Below are 18,048 nucleotides of genomic sequence, written 5' to 3'. Positions count from 1 at the left end.
CGTTTGACGGCATTTTTACTTTTTACTTTTGATTTTTACTGGTATTCCTGAATTTTTTAATGGATGATATCATTCACATTCCGGTGGATATTGTGAGCGATCTTATCCGTGGGCACGTCATTCGCGTCACCGCCGAAGGGATCCTCGATCTCTTCAGCGATCAGCTCAAGGCTGGCCAGCACGTAAAAGATAAATGCAACGATAGGGATCACGTAGTAGCCCAGCTGGAACACAAAGCCAAAAGGCAATGTCATCACATATACGAAAATGAATTTCTTAATGAATACGCTGTAAGAAAACGGGATTGGCGTGTTCTTGATGCGTTCGCAGGCGCCACAGATATCTGTAAAAGACAACAGTTCCGCATTCAGATAGATCAGCTGTTCGCCTGAGATCACTCCGCTTTTGTGCAGCTGCTGGATATGCTGGTAGATCAGGGCCGCCAGCTGGTTTGGAATATGTTTTTCCCTGTCGATCTTTTCGAACACCTGTTTGTGTTCCTCCACATCAAACAACTCAACCCGTGTATGTTCTTTATGGAGGTGATTATGCAACGCATATGCATAGGCGGGAATGATCTTGCGGAAGAATGCGCGCTGTGCCTTCTCTTCAACGGGCAGGATCACATTCAGCTTCAGCGCGAGGTTCCGGCTGTTATTTACCAGGGCGCCCCAGAGTTTCCGGCCTTCCCACCAACGGTCATACGCAGTATTGGTCCGGAATACCAGCAGCATGGAGATCGCGAACCCGAGCAGGCTGTGCATGACCGGAATATGACTGACATAGCTCTTTTCAGACAGCTTCCAGTATTCCAGTTCCAGGTATGCGATAATGGCGGAATAAACACAGATACCCAGGATCAGCGGGGCCAGCTTGCGCACCGTATCTGCCTTGTGGATCCTGAAAATGAATGTGAACCAATCCTTGGTATTGTAGGAGATCATGGCTGAAATTAAGTAAAAATTCAAAAGTAAAAATAGGTTCTTCCATAGAGGGTGAAACCCGAGGTTTATAAAACTTTACTTTTTACTTTTGATTTTTACTCAAACAATGCAAGCCAATTCAAACCTCCGTATTGCGGCCATAGACGTATTGCGCGCCCTAACTATGCTGCTGATGATATTTGTGAATGACCTTTGGTCACTCACAAATATTCCGCAGTGGCTGGAACATACAGCAGCCGAAGAAGATGGAATGGGACTCGCGGATGTGGTCTTTCCGGCATTCCTGTTTCTGGTGGGAATGTCCATACCGCCTGGAATCAAACAGCGCCGGGCAAAGGGAGAGGGTGATGGCCGGATCTTGTTACACATCATTGAACGCTCTGTCGCCTTGCTGGTAATGGGTTTGTTCCTGGTGAATGGAGAGAACATGAATGAAGCGGCCACCGGTATTTCCCGCGGCTACTGGAACATGATCTGCTGCGGTTGCTTTATTCTTCTCTGGAACAGATGGCCGTCTTCGTTCAACCGGTGGGTCGTTCACCTGTTGAGATCTATAGCTATTCTAACACTGCTCTTTCTTGCCTTGAAATACAGAAGCGGGACCGAAGGCGATCTCCATTACTTCGAAAAGCACTGGTGGGGGATCCTTGGCCTGATCGGGTGGGCTTATTTTGCCAGTGCGATTGTTTTCCTGCTGGCGGGAGGGAACTTGATCATCTGCATCATTGCCTGGCTTGCTTTTGTGATACTTAATATTGCCAGTCATGCCGGAAGCTTGCCGGATAGTGAGCTCTTGCAGATCCTGATCTCCCCGATTGGCGAGGGAGCAATGGCTGCATTTACGATGGGCGGAGTGGTGATGACTTTGCTGCTGCTGCATTTCAGGAATACATATCAGCACAAGCGGATGATCGTTTCATTTTTCGTTATTGCGATCGTTCTGATCGCAGCCGGCTTTTACCTGCGTGGATACTGGGGCATATCGAAGATCCGGGCTACGCCAGCCTGGGTGTTGATCTGCAGCGGCATTACGATCGCCTGTTTTGTGCCGCTTTACTGGTTGACAGATATCCGGGATAAGAAATACTGGTTCAGGCTGATCGAACCGGCAGGCACCAATACATTGCTTTGCTACCTGCTGCCATATTTTGCTTACGCGATCATGGGAATGATAGGGTGGCATCTGCCTTCGGTCTTGCTTACAGGTGGTGTGGGATTATTACAGTCCTTCCTGTTCTCAATGCTGATGATACTTATAGCGGGATGGTTGGGAAAAGCTGGCGTCAAGCTGAAACTGTAGGATTTAAACTGGCGTAAGAGTATCGCTAAGGGTTCAAAGTAACCGCAAAGGGCGCCAGGATTTCTTTGCGCACTCTGCGATACGCTCACGCCAAATAAAAATGCGGACAGGCCGATCTGCATCTACCTGTCCGCAATATGGTGAGCATCTCAAAAACGCTTACGCATTCCTGTTGATACAGTTCAGATCTTCGAAAGCTACTTCCAAACGTTTAATGAACGCTTCTTCACCTTTACGCAGCCACACACGTGGATCGTAATGCTTCTTGTTTGGTTTGTCGTCACCTTCAGGGTTTCCTAACTGTCCTTGCAGGTAACCTTCATATTTTTTGTAGTTATCCAGTACGCCTTCCCAGAAAGCCCACTGCATATCTGTGTCGATATTCATTTTTATAGCGCCATAGCCGATCGCTTCGCGGATCTGGTGCTGAGGAGAACCGCTGCCGCCATGGAATACAAAATACACCGGCTTGGCGTTTGCTGTTTTGAATTCTTTAGCTACATACTCCTGGCTGTTATGCAGGATCTCAGGACGAAGTTCAACATTACCTGGTTTGTATACACCATGAACGTTACCGAATGCGGCTGCAACGGTGAACATATTGCTGATCTTGCTCAGCTCTCTGTAAGCATAAGCAACATCTTCAGGTTGTGTATAGAGTTTGCTGTTCTCAACATCGCTGTTGTCAACACCATCTTCTTCACCACCGGTTACACCGAGTTCGATCTCAATGCTCATACCGAGTGGTGCAAGGCGTTTGAAGTATTCAGCAGAAGTATGGATATTTTCTTCGATCGGCTCTTCGCTCAGATCCAGCATATGTGAGCTGAACAACGGCTGGCCTTTTTCTTTGTAGAATTGTTCGCCGGCGTCCAGTAAGCCACTGATCCAGGGCAACCATTTTTTAGCAGCGTGGTCTGTATGCAATACAACGGGAACGCCGTAGTATTTTGCCACGTTGTGGATATGCAATGCGCCAGAGATACCGCCGGAAATGTTCGCCTGCAATTTGTCATTCGGCATTCCTTTACCGGCAATGAACTGTGCACCACCATTGGAGAATTGGATGATCACTGGAGAATTCACTTTAGCAGCAGTTTCCAGTACGGCATTGATGGTATTTGTGCCGATCGTGTTTACTGCAGGCAAAGCAAATTGATTTTCCTTTGCGTCATTGTAGAGTGCTTCCAGTTCTTTGCCAAACAGCACCCCGGCTTTGTACTTGCTCATTGTTAGATTCTTCTTTAATTGATTATTAATGGATCATAGTGGCGCAATCGTTCCCGAAAGGAGGCGCTAATATAGGGTATTTCCTGGTTTTTTGACCGTCGTTTGGTCGTTGCCCGTTCTCCGTTGCCCGTTGACCGGGGTTTACAGAACGTAAACTCATACATTCTCAACGTAAAGAATATACTAAATCTCCGTTTTTCTATATGCTAACTTCTTTCGGACAACCGGGAAACGGTGAACGGACAACGGACAACGATTCCTGCTAGTCAATATTCTTCCCCATATTCCGCTGCACCAGCATCAGGTTCTTCTGCAATGTCTGCTTCAAATGGCGCTTTACGACCTGTCCCATGGACTGGCAACGATTGAAAGCCTGTGTATGAAGGTGTGAGTTGAGTTCGTTTTTCAGGGAGAGGATCTTTTCGGGAGTTGAGATCTCGTCTGTAGACATGGTGTCCAGCAGGTCTTTGATCCGGTACCGGGAGGATGCCAGGCGGAAAGTGATCAGGGTGCGTTCTTCTGCCTGGTACTGGGCGATCGACTCTTTGTTCAGGTGGGAGAGACAGAGCTCAACATAGGGATTGTTCTCTTTGAAAAATTGCGGCAGGTAGAAATTCTTGCGGCCTTCATAGCTCTGCTGATCAAAATCGATCGCGCGGATACGGTATTGATAGTCTTCAATGTCCGGCGTTACATCTACCACGAAATTATAACTGCGCATATCGCCCAGCAGCCGGACAAAGCAACGCTCATTGAACTTTACAAACTCCTTCGCCAGCCTGATCTTGTTGGTGTGCGGGTCTGAGAACATTTGCTGGATGAACAGGTCGCCGGGGATGCCGGGGATATGTTCTTCCACCAGTGTATTCCGGTCCGTGAAAAAGGTCATCCTGTTGGGAGAAAGGATATGTTCGAGCTCCAGGCCATATACCCGCGAAGCATCGGCGATCTTGATGTAATAGTGATCATAGTTATCGTTGAATTTATTCACGATCCTGATCCGGAACGGATGGGAATTTCCAAACGTACAGTAATCGATCCGGGATACGTCAAGATGGTTCGTAAAGCTGAAATCGCCTTCGGTTTTGAGGATCGCATAGATCTGGACAAGGCCTTCACGGATAAAATCCCAGTCGCGCTTGTCATAGATGGTTTTTTCCCAGAGCGTATCCTTACCGTTCTTGTCTTTGATCGGCACAGAAAAAGTATAATGCAAGAGGTCCTGGTAAGAGACGGGCAGTTTTACCTCGCGCCCGTGATGGCGGAGATAGGAGCGAAGCCCTTTGCTGATCGGGTACATGGGCTTCTTGCGGGAAGGTTTATTGCTGCTCATAAATGGAAGATACGCAGAGTTTTCACAAACAGAACTTCTGCCGTCCGGCGTAAGGAGTATCGCAGAGAACGCAGAGGATCGCTAAGGTCGCTAAGATCTCTTTGTGCACTCTGCGTGCCTTCGCGTTCTCTGCGATACTCCTTACTCCAGACGACGGAAATACTCAGCCGCGTAAAGCAACCTGCTTCCATACCAGCTGAACATCTCGCCATCCACCAGCATGATCTTTACGCCCGGCAACTGCAATTGCAATTCATCAATATGCTTTTGTTTGAACGGATATGGTTCTGATGAAAGAAAGAGGTATTCACAGCCTGATCGCTGTATGCCAGGAACGTCTACGACCGGGTATCGCGTCTGATCTCCGAATACATTTTCAAACCCGGCGGCCCGTAACATAGAATGAATAAACGTATCGTTTCCCACCGTCATATACGGGTCTTTCCAGATCAGGTATGCTGCTTTCCGCAGGGAAGCATATAGCGGCAAACCTGAAAATGACTGCCGGATCCCTGCAATGATCTTCGATGCTGTTTCGGTTGTCGAGGTGATACGACCAATTTCCCTGATCATCGTCAGCGCATCTTCCAGATCATTCACGTCACTGACCCAGACAGGAAAGGAATTTGCCAGGTCTTCTACCTGCTCTTTGACGTTTTCTTCTTTATTGGCAATGATGAGGTCGGGCTGCAATTGATGGATACGCGCTGTATCCAGGGTTTTTGTACCACCGACACGTGTTTTTGAGCGGAACCATTTCTCCGGATGAATGCAAAATTTGGTGATGCCGATAACTGCTTCGTCTAGACCAAGATCTGCCAGCAGTTCTGTTTGCGAAGGAACAAGTGATATGATACGTCGGGGAGGAGTAGAAATAAAAACAGTCTTCCCGGTTTGATCAACAAAAGCAGCCATCAATATTTTTGTCGAAGGTAATCCTTCTTATCAGAGCGCTTCGACTGCTTTAGTGAGTTCAGGGAAAACTGTAAGGAATGCTCCAGAGAAGAAATTCACCGCGCCTCCTGCTAAATAAAATTTAGCAGGAGGGTTCCGGACTTAATTTCTTTTCATGGATTTGGACACGGTGACTTGAACTTGAGGTCTTTTCAATTGGACGATTGGATGTTTGGACGGTTTTTTCTTGGATCTGGACCTCTTGGTTTTTCTGGCTAATGGACTTCGTTGGTTTTTTCTTAGGATTGGTTGGATTTTCTGGATTTCGGTTTTTCAAAAAGGAAGAAGTTGATCAATACTGGATTTTTCTTGGTTTTTCTAATGGATGTTGGATCAGGTTTTTTCTTAAGCTATTGGATCTGGTTTTTCGGTATTGGATTTGTTCTGTGATTGCTATCAATCAACTTCCGGATCAAAAATAATTATGATAGTTTTAATACGATAGCGCATTTTTGACCGATTTTGGGCTTACAGTATTTCCCACATTTATCGTAAACAATCGAATACCCGGATGCGGTAACAACGCTAATCTGAATAGTAGTTTTACTAAAAAAGGCTTCCGGAAACGTTCCCGGAAGCCTTTTTTATTTACGTATTAATATCCCCATTACTATTTGCCGAGTGCCTGCAGGATGTCATACTTCGTAATGATGTGATAATTGCCTGCTTCATCTTTAGATAGAATGGCACCATTTCCTTTGTTGATAAGGGGACTTAATTTCTCAACAGGGGTATCAAAGGTGACAATGGGTAACGTTGGCTCAAGCACATCCGCCACTTTAGAGCTTTTGATCTCGGGGTTGTTAAAAACTTTCTGGAACAGCCCGCTTTCACTTATGGAACCGAGCGGCCCTTCGTTGTTCATCACCGGGATCTGCTCGATATCATACTTCTTCATGAGTTCAACTGCTTCTGCCACAGTTTGCTGTGGTTCGATAGTGATCAATCTCTTGGTTCCCCTTGAGCTGATCACATCCTTGAAGGTCTTAACGTCCAGGAAACCGCGTTCGATCATCCATTGGTCATTATAGATCTTGGCAACATAGCGGCTGCCATGATCGTGAAATATGCACACCACCACATCGTCTTTTTTCAGTTTGCCTTTCAGCTGCATTAAGCCCTGTAAGCAACTGCCTGCGCTGTAGCCGCAGAAGAGCCCTTCTTCACGGGCAAGTTTGCGTGCCATTACGGCCCCGTCTTTATCAGTCACCTGTTCGAAGTGATCGATCACACTCATATCATAGTTCTTCGGGACAAAATCTTCTCCGAAACCTTCACTGATATAGGGATGCACCTCATTCATATCGATCTCGCCTGTGCGGAAATATTTTGTAAGCAATGAACCATATACGTCGATCGCCCAGATCTGTACATCAGGATTTTTTTCTTTAAGATATTGCGCGGTACCTACGATCGTTCCGCCGGTTCCCGCAGTGCAGATCAGGTGTGTGATCTTTCCACCTGTTTGTTCCCAGATCTCCGGGCCCGTCGTTTCATAATGGGCCAGGCGATTCGCGAGATTATCATACTGGTTCATGTGATAAGAATTCGGAACTTCTTTCGCCAGTCTTGCTGCGACGGAGTAATAGCTGCGCGGATCTTCGGGCATCACATTCGTTGGGCAAACGATCACTTCGGCGCCAACCGCTTTCAGTATATCAGCTTTTTCTTTCGATTGTTTATCAGTAGTAACGAAAATACATTTATAGCCTTTCACGACAGCTGCCAGGGCGAGACCCATCCCGGTATTGCCACTGGTTCCTTCGATGATAGTACCGCCGGGTTTCAGCTTTCCTTCCTGTTCCGCCACTTCTACCATTTTCAAAGCCATGCGGTCTTTGATGGAATTGCCGGGATTGAAGTAATCAACTTTCGCCAGTACTGTGGCGGGAATGTCTTTGGCAACTTTATTCAGCCGGATCATCGGCGTATTTCCAATCGTTTCGAGGATGTTGTTCTTGATATTCATTGTAAGGCTTTTAAGCGGCCCAAAGGTAAGGCTTCTAAGCTGACAGTCGTTAGTTTTTGAAGAGTCTTAACGTAAGGATTTTCATTTGGCGGCATAGGAGTATCGCAAAGGGGACCGCAAAGGCCGCTAAGTTCTTCTTTGCGCTCTTAGCGTAATCTCTGCGTCCTCTGCGTAGCTCCTACGCCACTCAGCCCCGCCTCGGGGCCGACGAACAGGTGTCCGCGCCCGGACCTGATTAAACCTTTCCGATCACTTCCAGTCTATTAAAAAAACAAAAAATGAAATTTTCAAACATCATCCGTAAAGCAGCTTTCGCCGCAGCATTTCTGATAGGGATCTCTTTTGCAGTATCTGCACAATCAGATTCTACCAAACATTCTCCTGAAAAACGCGCAAAAGCAATGACGGACAAAATGAAAACCGATCTTACACTCAGTGATGATCAATACAAACAGGTATATGATATCAATCTGAAATACGCGCAAAAGAACCAGGAAGCAGCCGGTGGAGAAGGCACACGTATGCAAAAAGCAAAGGCTTTAAAATCCGGTAATGCTTCGAAGAACGAAGAACTGAAAGCTGTGCTGAATAATGAACAGTTTGAAAAATATACAGAAGCGCAGAAAGAAAAGAAAGCGAACGCCAGGGAAGCATTAAAGAAGAGAAGAGATAACGGCGGCAAATAAAGAACGCTAAGACCTTACTGTTTCTTACGGATCGCATTCGTCCATTCATTCACTACCATTAACCTTTTTCCGGATGTGAATGCAGCGAAGATCTTTTCTTCAGATATTCCTGCTATCCGTCCCAGAATAATGAATGCGAACATGGCATGGCCCGGGTTTTTCCACCGGGCCATTTCTATGATCTGAGGCAACGATGTTCTTTCGATTTTATTAAGTACGGATTTGTCCCTGTTCGCCGTGAGCGACTCGAGGAGCATGGCGGACTTGTTCCGGTCTGTCCATACGATGGACTGCAGATGACGGATAAAATGTTCTGCGGGGATCTTTATCTCCGCAGTGGGGTGTTGATCAGCATACCGGGCAATCACCCCGAGTGCACGCGTGGCGTTGTTACGCACGGTTTCATCTTTATCATCACTGGCAATGAGCAGGTCTGCGATGATCTCTTTCTTATTCTTTGCAAAGCCAATGATCCAACTGGCGGCACGGCGGTGATCTGTAAATGTTGAACTCCTGACTACTGTTTTCAACAACGGCAGATTGGCAAATGCATAAGCGATCAGGCTGTCCTGGATCGGTTTTGCAGGTGGATAATCAAGCCAGATATGCCCCTGGTCATTATTTTCAGTGGCCTGTCCTGCCAGTACGGCTTCTCTTAAAACATTATTATAGCGGTCATATGTTCCCAGTATAAAAGAATCCAGCTTTGCGGCTCCGGATGGATCAGGACCGGGTTTGATAAGTTGCGCATTATGACCAGCCACACCAATATATAAGATCGAACGTCCCTGTACTTCTTCACAGCAGATCAACGTCACATCTGTATGGCTGATCCCCTTCACCGTTTTTATGCGTTTTTCGATCTCCGCTTTATTAAGAACAGACCGGTCGATACGATCTCCTTCAACTACACGGATCGCTGTTTTTATGGAAGCTATATTTTTATCTGACGCGCCATATATTTCAATAATACCCAGTCTGTCGGGTTGAGCATAGAGTGTTCCGGCGAAGAAAAAGGAGAGGAAGGGGAGCAGCTTTTTCATTGGATAAACTTACAGACAAAAAGTAAATGGTTGTCCTGTGTGTTGAATGAACTGTTGCGAAAGCAGTTGATTCTACAGAAACAAATGAAGAACGCTTCGCGAAAATAAGAATCCTGCCCGTCTTGCCGTGTCCGGTTTAAATTTTACCGGTGAGACGGGAAGCTACTTTTTGCAGTATTCCTAAAGAAAAGGGCCTCCCTGTAAAAGGAGGCCCGACCGGACTTAATGATCTGCATCATCAAGCTTCTTTATGCCGTTCTCTGCGTTTGCTCGCCAAATAGCGATCAAAAAGGAACAGCCCGAGCACTACATTCAGCATCATGAATATGTTGATATAGGTATTGTTGAACATCGGGCTGAGATCGATCTTGCTAAAGTCGACAGGTATCTTTGTTCCATCTGATCCGCTGCTCCATTTCACCTGTCCGATGCCATAGATGAGGAAGCCAGCGATAATCGTGATAAAGAATATCGCGATACCCCAGATGATCTTTTTGTTGATATAACTTTTAGCAGCTGGAGCGATCTGCAGCACTGCAATTTCTTCCATGATATTTTTTGTAAACCGCATGGATGGCTCTTCCAGTTCGGAGGAGAACATGAGCTGGTGCGCTTCGAGCAGTTCACCATATTTTGCACGCCATTCGGCATTTGCCTCGATCAGTTGATCGATCACCGTCTTTTCTTCGGGTGTAGACATTCCGTCTATATATTCCCAAAGACGTTCCTCCATTGTCAGTTGTTCACTCATATCTTTTCAATTTAAGATCAGTTCAGGTCATTTACTTCCGCTGCAAAGTGCTTTTGCATTTTCTCTCTTAATCTTGTTCTGGCACGATGCAGGCGTACTTTCACAGCGTTCGTTTCAATCCCCAGCACTTTGGCTATTTCGTCAAGCGATTGTTCGGCTTTATAGAATAAGGTTATTATTTCCGCATCATCGCTGCTTAGCAGGGAAATTGCCTGGTTCACCATATTCACCCTTGATTTTTGTTCTACCAGGTTTGCCCTCAAACCGGAATCCTGGCTGTCTGCCACTTCAAACACATTCTCATTATCCAGCGAATACACTTCCAGTCTTTTCTTTCTCAAAAATGTGATACAGGTGGTGTTCACAATGGTATAAAGCCAGGTGCTGAACTTGGATGCTCCCCTGAAATCAGCCAGCGCGCGATATGCTTTAATAAATATATCCTGCGAGACTTCTTCTGCGTCTTCCCGGTTCTTCGTAAAGCGAAGCGCGAGGGTAAACACATAACTTTTATAGCGGTCCACCAGCACGGCGTAAGCCTGCTGATCTCCCCCCAGCACGTTGCTAATGAGTTCATTATCATTTTGTCCGGTCGACATACAACAGGTTAGACTACGGGAGAGGGAGTTTGGTTACAGGTAAAGTAAAAAGTAACAAGTATAAGGTCAAAAGTAGAAAATCTATTGGATTGTTAGTTAACTACTCATATTGACACCCCGGGCATCTTACCAGGACTTGCCTTTTAGTGCAGCCCTCGGGCAACACCATCTGATCGCTGATTTTTCACTTTTGATCTTTTACTTTAGACTTTATCTGTAACCTCCCGCTTTAAGCCGTAGTCCTATATTCCAGAACCGGTTTTAAAAAAAGTTTTCGATGGCTGTAACCTGGTTGGAACAACCGTAGTCAAAGAGAGCAGAACAACATTAAAAGAATAATAAATAACAAGTTATGCAAGGCACAGAAATGCTCGTCGCGATACTGATCCCACTGAGCTTCTTTTTACTGATCTTCGGAATCGTCTATATGTATAAGCGGGAGAATCTCGCGATGATCGAAAAAGGGATGAATCCCAAGGAGCTGGCGGATCGTCCGGTTCCATATAAAAACCTGAAATGGGGATTGTTGCTGATAGGTGCGGGTGCGGGTCTTTTCCTCGCATACCTGGCTGATCATTTTATCATGCCGAGTGCGAGACACGATGATGGCAATGCGGCTATTTACTTCTCACTGATCGCTATCGGCGGCGGACTGGGCCTCTTTGGTTCGTATAAAGTAGAGAAGAAATGGTGGGATGAGAATGAGGCTAAACGGGAAAGAAGATGGGGCAAAGAGGACAGAGATACCATAGATCGTGGCACCGTTCTCTAAAGAGTACTGGAAATAAATAAACGAGAGCCGGAATTTCTTTATAAGGAATTCCGGCTCTCGTTTTATGTAATATGATAGTTGCTCCGTTTATCCGATGCACGGCAGCAGCCTGCGATCTGTCGTTCGTGATCCTTACCCGGTCGGTCTACTTTACCATTTCCATTGCTTTCGCGATCACCGCATCATCATGGTTCAACACCTGGTAATAGCCGTTGTTCCTCCAGCGGAAACGACCAAGAAATGCTTCCAGGCGACGCTGTAGTGTCTGTTGTTGTTTGGCATTTAAGGTGGAGAGATTGACAGAGTCTTTAGAGGCAGCATGCTGCACAAACTCATTCCACATCTGGCTGGATTGATTAAAATGCTGTGCGTAGTCAGTGGCATTTTTATATTGATCGATCACAGGGCGATTCTTCAGGTAATAAGAATATACAAAGCTGTTGATACTGCCGCTTGTGAAAATGCGGTTGATGCTTACAGGATAGGTTGATGTATCGATGGGAACAAAATAATCCGGCATGATGCCGCCGCCACCGTATACGATATGGCCCGAGGGGGTTTTATATTCTTTACCATGATTGACTTTGTTGGAATCTGCGTAAAGTACTTCTCCATTGTAATACCGCTCGGATATTTCTTCCATGTACACTTTTTTACCTTTGTCATAGGGACGCTGGATGCTTCTGCCAAGAGGAGAGTAGTAGCGGGCAACAGTGAGACGAATAGCAGAGCCATCGCTCAATTCATACTGCTCCTGTACAAGACCTTTTCCAAAGCTGCGGCGGCCGATGATGGTTGCCCGGTCCCAGTCCTGCAATGCACCCGCCAACACTTCACTTGCGCTGGCAGACAGTTCGTCGATCAATATGACCAGTTTACCTTTTTCAAACAGCCCCGGGCGTTTTGCACGGTATTCTCTCTTCTTGCTGTTCACCCCTTCTGTATATACGATGAGTTTATCACCATCAAGAAATTCATCAGCCATGTCAATCGCTTCATTCATAAAACCACCGCCATTGCCGCGGAGGTCGTAGATCAGCTCGTTCATGCCCTGTTTCTGGAGATCTTCAAGTGCCTGCATGAACTCTTCGTAGCTGGTAGCGGTGAATTTATTGAGCTTGATATAACCTGTTTTTGCGTTGATCATGTAAGCGGCGTCCACGGATGGTACAGGGATGCTGCCACGTTTTACATTTACCTTTTGAACTTTTGCATCACGTACGATGGTCAATACGGCGGAGGAACCGCTTTTACCCCTGATAAATTCGCGGATCTTCGAATTGGTGACTCCGGCTCCAACAAGCGAGGAATCGTTCACGGCAACGATCTTATCACCGATCCTCAGGCCGGCTACGTCACTGGGTCCGCCAGGTAAAACGTAAGTCACGTTAACGGTGTCAGTAAACACATTGAACTCAACACCGATACCATCGAAATTGCCCTGAAGATCTTCAATGGCTTCTTTGGATTCAACCGGAGGAAAATACACAGAGTGAGGGTCAAGCTCAGTCATCATTTCCTGGATAGCCCCGCCCTGGAGAGAATCCAGGCTTACTGGGTCAACATATTTTGAACGGATCAGGTCCAGCGCTTCCTGGAGCGAAGTGGGCCTGCTTGTTTTGAAAAAACCTTTGGAATTGCCGCCTTTATTCAATTTGTAACCGAAAAACATCCCTGCTATCAATACAACCGAAAAGAGAAGTGGTAACCAAACCTGTAATTTTTTATTTCCCATCATTTATTTTGCTGAAATTTGGCGCAAAATAGACAAAGTTTATTGTTTATGGATTGCCGGCTTTTGCGGGCACCCTGTTTGAAGGTTATTCCCTTGTTAAACATTTCCCAATAACCTTCTTACGCTCTAGCATCCAGCGATAAACGGGAACCTAAACTCAAATCATGCCTTCTGTCAAATTAATTTCAGACTGTGGTGCTACCAAATCAGAATGGACCCTGGTAGGCTCCGGTAAAGTAAAAACAGTGATCACACAGGGCATCAGTCCCTACTTTCTGAGCGGCGAGCAAATTCAGGAACTATTGCAGAAAGAACTCCGGTCAAAGCTTAAGAATGTAAGTGTCGATGAGATCTATTATTATGGAACGGGTTGCTCCAATCCGGATAATGTGGCGATCGTAAAAAAAGCATTGCGCAAGGTTTTTCCTGAGGCAACATCACTGGAAGTGACGCATGATATGCTTGCAGCGGCGCGCTCACTTTGTGGAGACGGCAAAGGTGTGGCGGCGATCCTCGGCACCGGATCAAATTCCTGTTTTTATAATGGTAAAAAGATCATGAAGAACAGTCCGGGGCTGGGCTATGTATTGGGTGATGAAGGTAGCGGTGCCTATTTGGGTAAAAAAGTAATACAGTATTATCTGTACGGCACATTTGACGAAGAGCTGCGTGGCCGTTTTGATCTGACATACATGACCAATGCGAAAGAGATCCTCGAAAACGTTTATAAAAAACCCTTACCGAACCGTTACCTGGCTGGTTTTGCAAAATTTCTTGCAGAAAACCGCAACCATTACATGATCGAGAACATTATTGAAGATGGGTTGAATGATTTTTTCTTCAATCATTTGTGTAAATACCGGGAAATATGGTCGCATCCGGTGAACTTTGTGGGCAGCGTGGCATTTGGTTTCCGTGACGTGCTGGCCCAGCTTTGCCATAGTTATGAATTTGAATTAGGAACAGTAATAAAGAAGCCTATGAGTGGGCTGATAGATTATCATAGTTAAAAGAGATACATGGCATTCGAAAAATTCACAGAGCAGGATAGTCCTTACCGTCATCTTGAAAAAATGAGTGTAAGAACTTTATTGGATAATATTAATAAAGAAGATCAGACCGTTCCCGCTGCAGTTGAAGCAGCTATTCCCCAGATCGAGAAACTTACAGAAGTAGTTAGCGATAAGATGTTGATGGGTGGCCGCTTGTTTTACATTGGCGCAGGCACGAGCGGAAGACTTGCGGTAGTTGATGCAAGTGAATGTCCGCCCACATACGGCGTTCCCTATGGCCTGGTGATCGCCGTTATTGCTGGTGGCGACAAGGCGATTACTACGGCAATTGAATTTGCGGAAGATGATCGTGAGCAGGGCTGGAAAGATCTGCAGGCATATAATGTATCAGATAAAGATGTGGTGATCGGCATTGCGGCAAGTGGTACTACTCCGTATGTGATCGGGGCATTGGACGAATGCCGCAAGAAGGGAATCATCACCGGCAGCATTTCCTGCAACCCTGATTCCCCGGTAAGCGCTGCAGCGGATTTTCCGATCGAAGTGGTGGTAGGCCCCGAATTTGTAACCGGCAGCACCCGGATGAAAAGCGGTACCGCGCAGAAGCTTGTATTAAATATGATCTCGACATCCGCCATGATCCAACTCGGCAGGGTGGAAGATAATAAGATGGTGAACATGCAGCTTACCAATGAGAAGCTGATCGATCGTGGAGTAAAGATGCTGATGGAAAGACTGAACTGGAGTGATTATGAAAAAGCAAAAGAACTCCTGGTAAAGCATGGCAGCGTTAAAAAGGCCGCGGAGTCAGTTACGAAGTAAGAAGTCAAAATTCAAAAGTAAAAATTAAAAAAAGCACCCTGAACGGTAGAGATTATCTATCATTATGGTGCTTTTTTTAATTTTTACTTTTGAATTTTGACTTTATTTGACTTTTTCATTTATATTGCATCAGCATTTTGGTAGGAAATAATAACCATATCATCTCTTCTTCTTTTGCAACGGCTCCTGTTGCAATGATGGCTATTATTACAACGATTACAACAATCCGCTAACGCGGATTAATTTACCATACTACCCCAGGGCCCCACAGGGCTGAATACCAAAGAGAATCGCTCTCATTCTATCAATTATCATTTAAATACAGATCCATGCAGGTCTTAAAGTTTGGCGGAACTTCCGTAGCCAATGCGGAAAATATCAGAAAGGTTGTCAGCATCGTTACAGCAGCAAAGCAAAAAGATAAAACGATCGTAGTTGTATCAGCACTGGGAGGTGTCACGGATCTGCTCTTATCCGCGTCTTCATTAGCGGCAGAAGGCGATGATTCCTATAAAGAAAAACTGGCGGTAGTGGAGCAACGGCATCTTGAAGCAGTAAAGCAACTTATTCCGGTTGCACAGCAAAGCCAGTTGCTCAGCTTGGTAAAGAAAAGTTGTAATGAACTCGAAGACATCTGCAGCGGGATCTACCTGCTGCGGGAACTGACCACCCGGTCAAAGGACAGGATCGCCAGCTATGGCGAATGGCTATCCTCCCGCATTATTGCAGAAACAATCTTATCAAATGGGGTAGAGGTTGCCTGGAAGGACAGCCGCGAACTGATCATTACCAATTCAAATTATACGGCTGCGGAAGTAGACTTTACTGCAACGGCTGAAAAGGTCAGGCAGTACTTTTCTTCTTCTGAGGCGGGTCTGTTCCTGTTGCCCGGGTTTATCTCCGCAGATAAAAAGGGGATCACCACAACGCTCGGGCGCGGTGGCTCCGATTATACCGCAGCGATCCTGGCAGCCTGTGTTGATGCTGTAAACCTGGAGATCTGGACAGATGTGAGCGGGATGATGACGGCTGATCCGAGGCTTACCGCCAACGCGCGCATCATTCCGCGCATTTCTTACCAGGAAGCAATGGAACTGTCGCACTTCGGCGCAAAAGTGATCTATCCGCCAACGATACAACCTGTGATGAACAAGCGTATCCCTGTATGGATCAAGAATACATTTGCCCCGCAGGACGAGGGCACGCTGATAGAAGCAGCAGCTTCTAAGACCGGAAACATTGTAAGAGGTATCTCGAGTATCAATAATATCGCTCTGTTAAGCCTGGAAGGAAGTGGAATGATCGGGATCCCGGGATTTTCCAAACGTCTTTTCGAAGCATTGAGCAATGAGCGGATCAACGTGATCCTGATCACGCAAAGCTCCTCCGAACACTCGATCTGCGTGGCGGTTGATTCCAGCGCGGCGGCGCTGGCAAAGCAGGTAGTTGATGCTGCATTTGCCAATGAGATCACCTTACAGAAAGTGGAGCCGCTGACCATCGAAAACGAATTGTCCGTTGCAGCTCTTGTTGGTGAGAATATGAAAAGCCACCCGGGGATCAGTGGCCGTATGTTCAGCGCAATGGGTAAGAATGGCGTGAATATCCGTGCGATCGCACAGGGTTCATCCGAAAAGAATATCTCTGCCGTTATCTCTACCAAAGATGTCCGCAAAGCGATCAACGTATTACATGAAGAATTCTTTGAAACGACTTATAAGCAGGTAAACCTGTTCATTGCAGGTACCGGGAATGTAGGGGCAAAATTATTAGGCCAGCTTCAGAAACAACTTGGCTTCCTGCAGCAGCAAATGAAATTGCAGGTGCGATTGGTAGGTGTATCAAATAGCCGTAAGATGTTGTTGAAAGAAGAGGGCATCAACCTGGAGAAATGGAAAGGCGAACTGGAAAATGGTGAGTCTGCCAGTCTCGAAAGTTTTGTGGAAGGTATTATCAGCCGCAATCTCCGGAATTCCATTTTTGTGGATGTAACAGCCAATGATAAGGTAGCAGCTGTATACGATAAGCTGCTGCAAAAGAGCATTTCGGTGGTGGCATGTAATAAGATCGCTGCTTCATCCGCTTACGAACAATACAAAAGATTGAAAGATCTGGCCAATGAGTTTAATTGCCAGTTCCTTTTTGAAACAAATGTTGGAGCCGCACTGCCGATCATTGGAACGTTAAATGACCTTTTAAGAAGCGGTGATCGTGTGAACCGGATCGACGCGGTGTTGAGCGGAACACTGAACTTCGTCTTCAATAATTATGATGGCAGCCGCCCGTTTGCTGAGGTGGTAAAACAGGCGCAGGACGAAGGGTATACAGAACCTGATCCACGTCTTGATCTCAGTGGTACAGACGTAATGCGCAAGATCATGATCCTTGCACGCGAAGCAGGAGAGAAGATCGAAATGAATGAGATCAGCAACGAAAGTTTTATGCCGGAATCCTGTATGCAGGGATCGGTTGCTGATTTTTATGCCGCGATGGCCAAAGAAGAAAAACATTTCAAAGCACTGTTTGATAATGCTGCCAAGGCAGGTTGCAAATTAAAATTCGTGGCAACATTCAACAACGGCAAAGCAGCTGTTGGATTACAACACATCGATCCTGCACATAACCTTTATCATTTGTATGGGAAAGACAATATCGTTCTTTTCTACACAGAACGATACCCGGAGCAACCAATGGTCGTGAAAGGCGCAGGTGCCGGTGCGGAAGTTACGGCGAGCGGAGTGTTTGCGGATATCATTCGTGCAAGCAGATAAAAACAGTTTAAAAGTTTAATAGTTTAATGGTTTAATAGTTTAATAGTTCAATGATTTGATTGTTACAGAATTTGACGGCAAAAGCCTGCCTTCCAACTTCTGAGCTGTTAAAATATAGAGCATTTG

Annotated in this window: 15 protein-coding genes; 6 read left to right on the top strand and 9 right to left on the bottom strand. The window is 46.0% G+C overall.

The genetic code is table 11. The annotated features are described in order from the left end of the window. Nucleotides 1–56 precede the first annotated feature (56 nt). Nucleotides 57–944 (bottom strand): bestrophin family protein, encoded by an 888-nt coding sequence (locus LZZ85_RS05055; protein ID WP_237869143.1) that lies wholly within the window; start codon nt 942–944, stop codon nt 57–59. A gap of 106 nt (nt 945–1,050) precedes the next feature. Between LZZ85_RS05055 and LZZ85_RS05050 the strand changes: the two genes are divergently transcribed. Then, nucleotides 1,051–2,244, top strand: a complete 1,194-nt coding sequence (locus LZZ85_RS05050; RefSeq protein WP_237869141.1) for a DUF5009 domain-containing protein — start codon at nt 1,051–1,053, stop codon at nt 2,242–2,244. Between the two features lie 159 nt (nt 2,245–2,403). On the opposite strand, the gene fbaA is transcribed toward LZZ85_RS05050, so the two are convergent. The 4 genes from fbaA to LZZ85_RS05030 all read right to left on the bottom strand — a co-directional run bounded on the left by fbaA (nt 2,404) and on the right by LZZ85_RS05030 (nt 7,730). Then, nucleotides 2,404–3,474 carry a class II fructose-bisphosphate aldolase gene (fbaA, locus tag LZZ85_RS05045; RefSeq protein WP_237869139.1) on the bottom strand — a complete coding sequence of 357 codons (1,071 nt, stop codon included), beginning with the start codon at nt 3,472–3,474 and terminating at the stop codon, nt 2,404–2,406. Nucleotides 3,475–3,736: 262 nt separating this feature from the next. Further along, on the bottom strand, nt 3,737–4,807 hold the full coding sequence (locus LZZ85_RS05040) for a hypothetical protein (RefSeq protein WP_237869137.1): 1,071 nt from the start codon (nt 4,805–4,807) through the stop codon (nt 3,737–3,739). A 141-nt stretch (nt 4,808–4,948) separates the two neighbouring features. Then, nucleotides 4,949–5,722 (bottom strand): helical backbone metal receptor, encoded by a 774-nt coding sequence (locus LZZ85_RS05035; protein ID WP_237869135.1) that lies wholly within the window; start codon nt 5,720–5,722, stop codon nt 4,949–4,951. Nucleotides 5,723–6,371: 649 nt separating this feature from the next. Then, nucleotides 6,372–7,730, bottom strand: coding sequence for a pyridoxal-phosphate dependent enzyme (locus LZZ85_RS05030; protein ID WP_237869133.1), 1,359 nt, complete (start codon nt 7,728–7,730; stop codon nt 6,372–6,374). A 278-nt stretch (nt 7,731–8,008) separates the two neighbouring features. Here LZZ85_RS05030 and LZZ85_RS05025 point away from each other — a divergent pair, with 278 nt between their 5' ends. Then, nucleotides 8,009–8,416 carry a DUF4890 domain-containing protein gene (locus LZZ85_RS05025; protein WP_237869131.1) on the top strand — a complete coding sequence of 136 codons (408 nt, stop codon included), beginning with the start codon at nt 8,009–8,011 and terminating at the stop codon, nt 8,414–8,416. Between the two features lie 14 nt (nt 8,417–8,430). On the opposite strand, the gene LZZ85_RS05020 is transcribed toward LZZ85_RS05025, so the two are convergent. The 3 genes from LZZ85_RS05020 to LZZ85_RS05010 all read right to left on the bottom strand — a co-directional run bounded on the left by LZZ85_RS05020 (nt 8,431) and on the right by LZZ85_RS05010 (nt 10,809). After that, on the bottom strand, nt 8,431–9,459 hold the full coding sequence (locus LZZ85_RS05020) for a HEAT repeat domain-containing protein (RefSeq protein WP_237869129.1): 1,029 nt from the start codon (nt 9,457–9,459) through the stop codon (nt 8,431–8,433). A gap of 238 nt (nt 9,460–9,697) precedes the next feature. Further along, a complete protein-coding gene (locus tag LZZ85_RS05015; protein WP_237869127.1) occupies nt 9,698–10,210 on the bottom strand; it encodes an anti-sigma factor in 513 nt (170 codons plus the stop codon). A gap of 17 nt (nt 10,211–10,227) precedes the next feature. Beyond that, entirely contained in the window at nt 10,228–10,809 is a 582-nt protein-coding gene (locus LZZ85_RS05010) for an RNA polymerase sigma factor (RefSeq protein WP_237869125.1), read from the bottom strand. A gap of 352 nt (nt 10,810–11,161) precedes the next feature. Here LZZ85_RS05010 and LZZ85_RS05005 point away from each other — a divergent pair, with 352 nt between their 5' ends. Next, a complete protein-coding gene (locus tag LZZ85_RS05005) occupies nt 11,162–11,581 on the top strand; it encodes a DUF6249 domain-containing protein (protein WP_237869123.1) in 420 nt (139 codons plus the stop codon). Nucleotides 11,582–11,726: 145 nt separating this feature from the next. Here the strand turns inward: LZZ85_RS05005 and LZZ85_RS05000 are convergent, their stop codons facing one another. Further along, nucleotides 11,727–13,319, bottom strand: coding sequence for a S41 family peptidase (locus tag LZZ85_RS05000; RefSeq protein WP_237869121.1), 1,593 nt, complete (start codon nt 13,317–13,319; stop codon nt 11,727–11,729). 161 nt (nt 13,320–13,480) lie between these two features. On the opposite strand from LZZ85_RS05000, the gene LZZ85_RS04995 reads away from it, so the two are divergent. The 3 genes from LZZ85_RS04995 (at nt 13,481) to thrA (ending at nt 17,922) form a co-directional block, all read left to right on the top strand. Then, complete coding sequence (locus LZZ85_RS04995; protein ID WP_237869119.1) at nt 13,481–14,326, top strand: N-acetylglucosamine kinase; 846 nt, start codon at nt 13,481–13,483, stop codon at nt 14,324–14,326. Nucleotides 14,327–14,335: 9 nt separating this feature from the next. Continuing rightward, complete coding sequence (gene murQ / locus LZZ85_RS04990; RefSeq protein ID WP_237869117.1) at nt 14,336–15,151, top strand: N-acetylmuramic acid 6-phosphate etherase; 816 nt, start codon at nt 14,336–14,338, stop codon at nt 15,149–15,151. 329 nt (nt 15,152–15,480) lie between these two features. Next, complete coding sequence (thrA, locus tag LZZ85_RS04985; protein ID WP_237869109.1) at nt 15,481–17,922, top strand: bifunctional aspartate kinase/homoserine dehydrogenase I; 2,442 nt, start codon at nt 15,481–15,483, stop codon at nt 17,920–17,922. Nucleotides 17,923–18,048: the final 126 nt, after the last annotated feature.

Origin of the sequence: Terrimonas ginsenosidimutans, assembly GCF_022012415.1 — a bacterium.
GTDB lineage: Bacteria > Bacteroidota > Bacteroidia > Chitinophagales > Chitinophagaceae > Terrimonas_A > Terrimonas_A ginsenosidimutans.
This window is presented reverse-complemented; position numbering and strand designations above follow the sequence as displayed.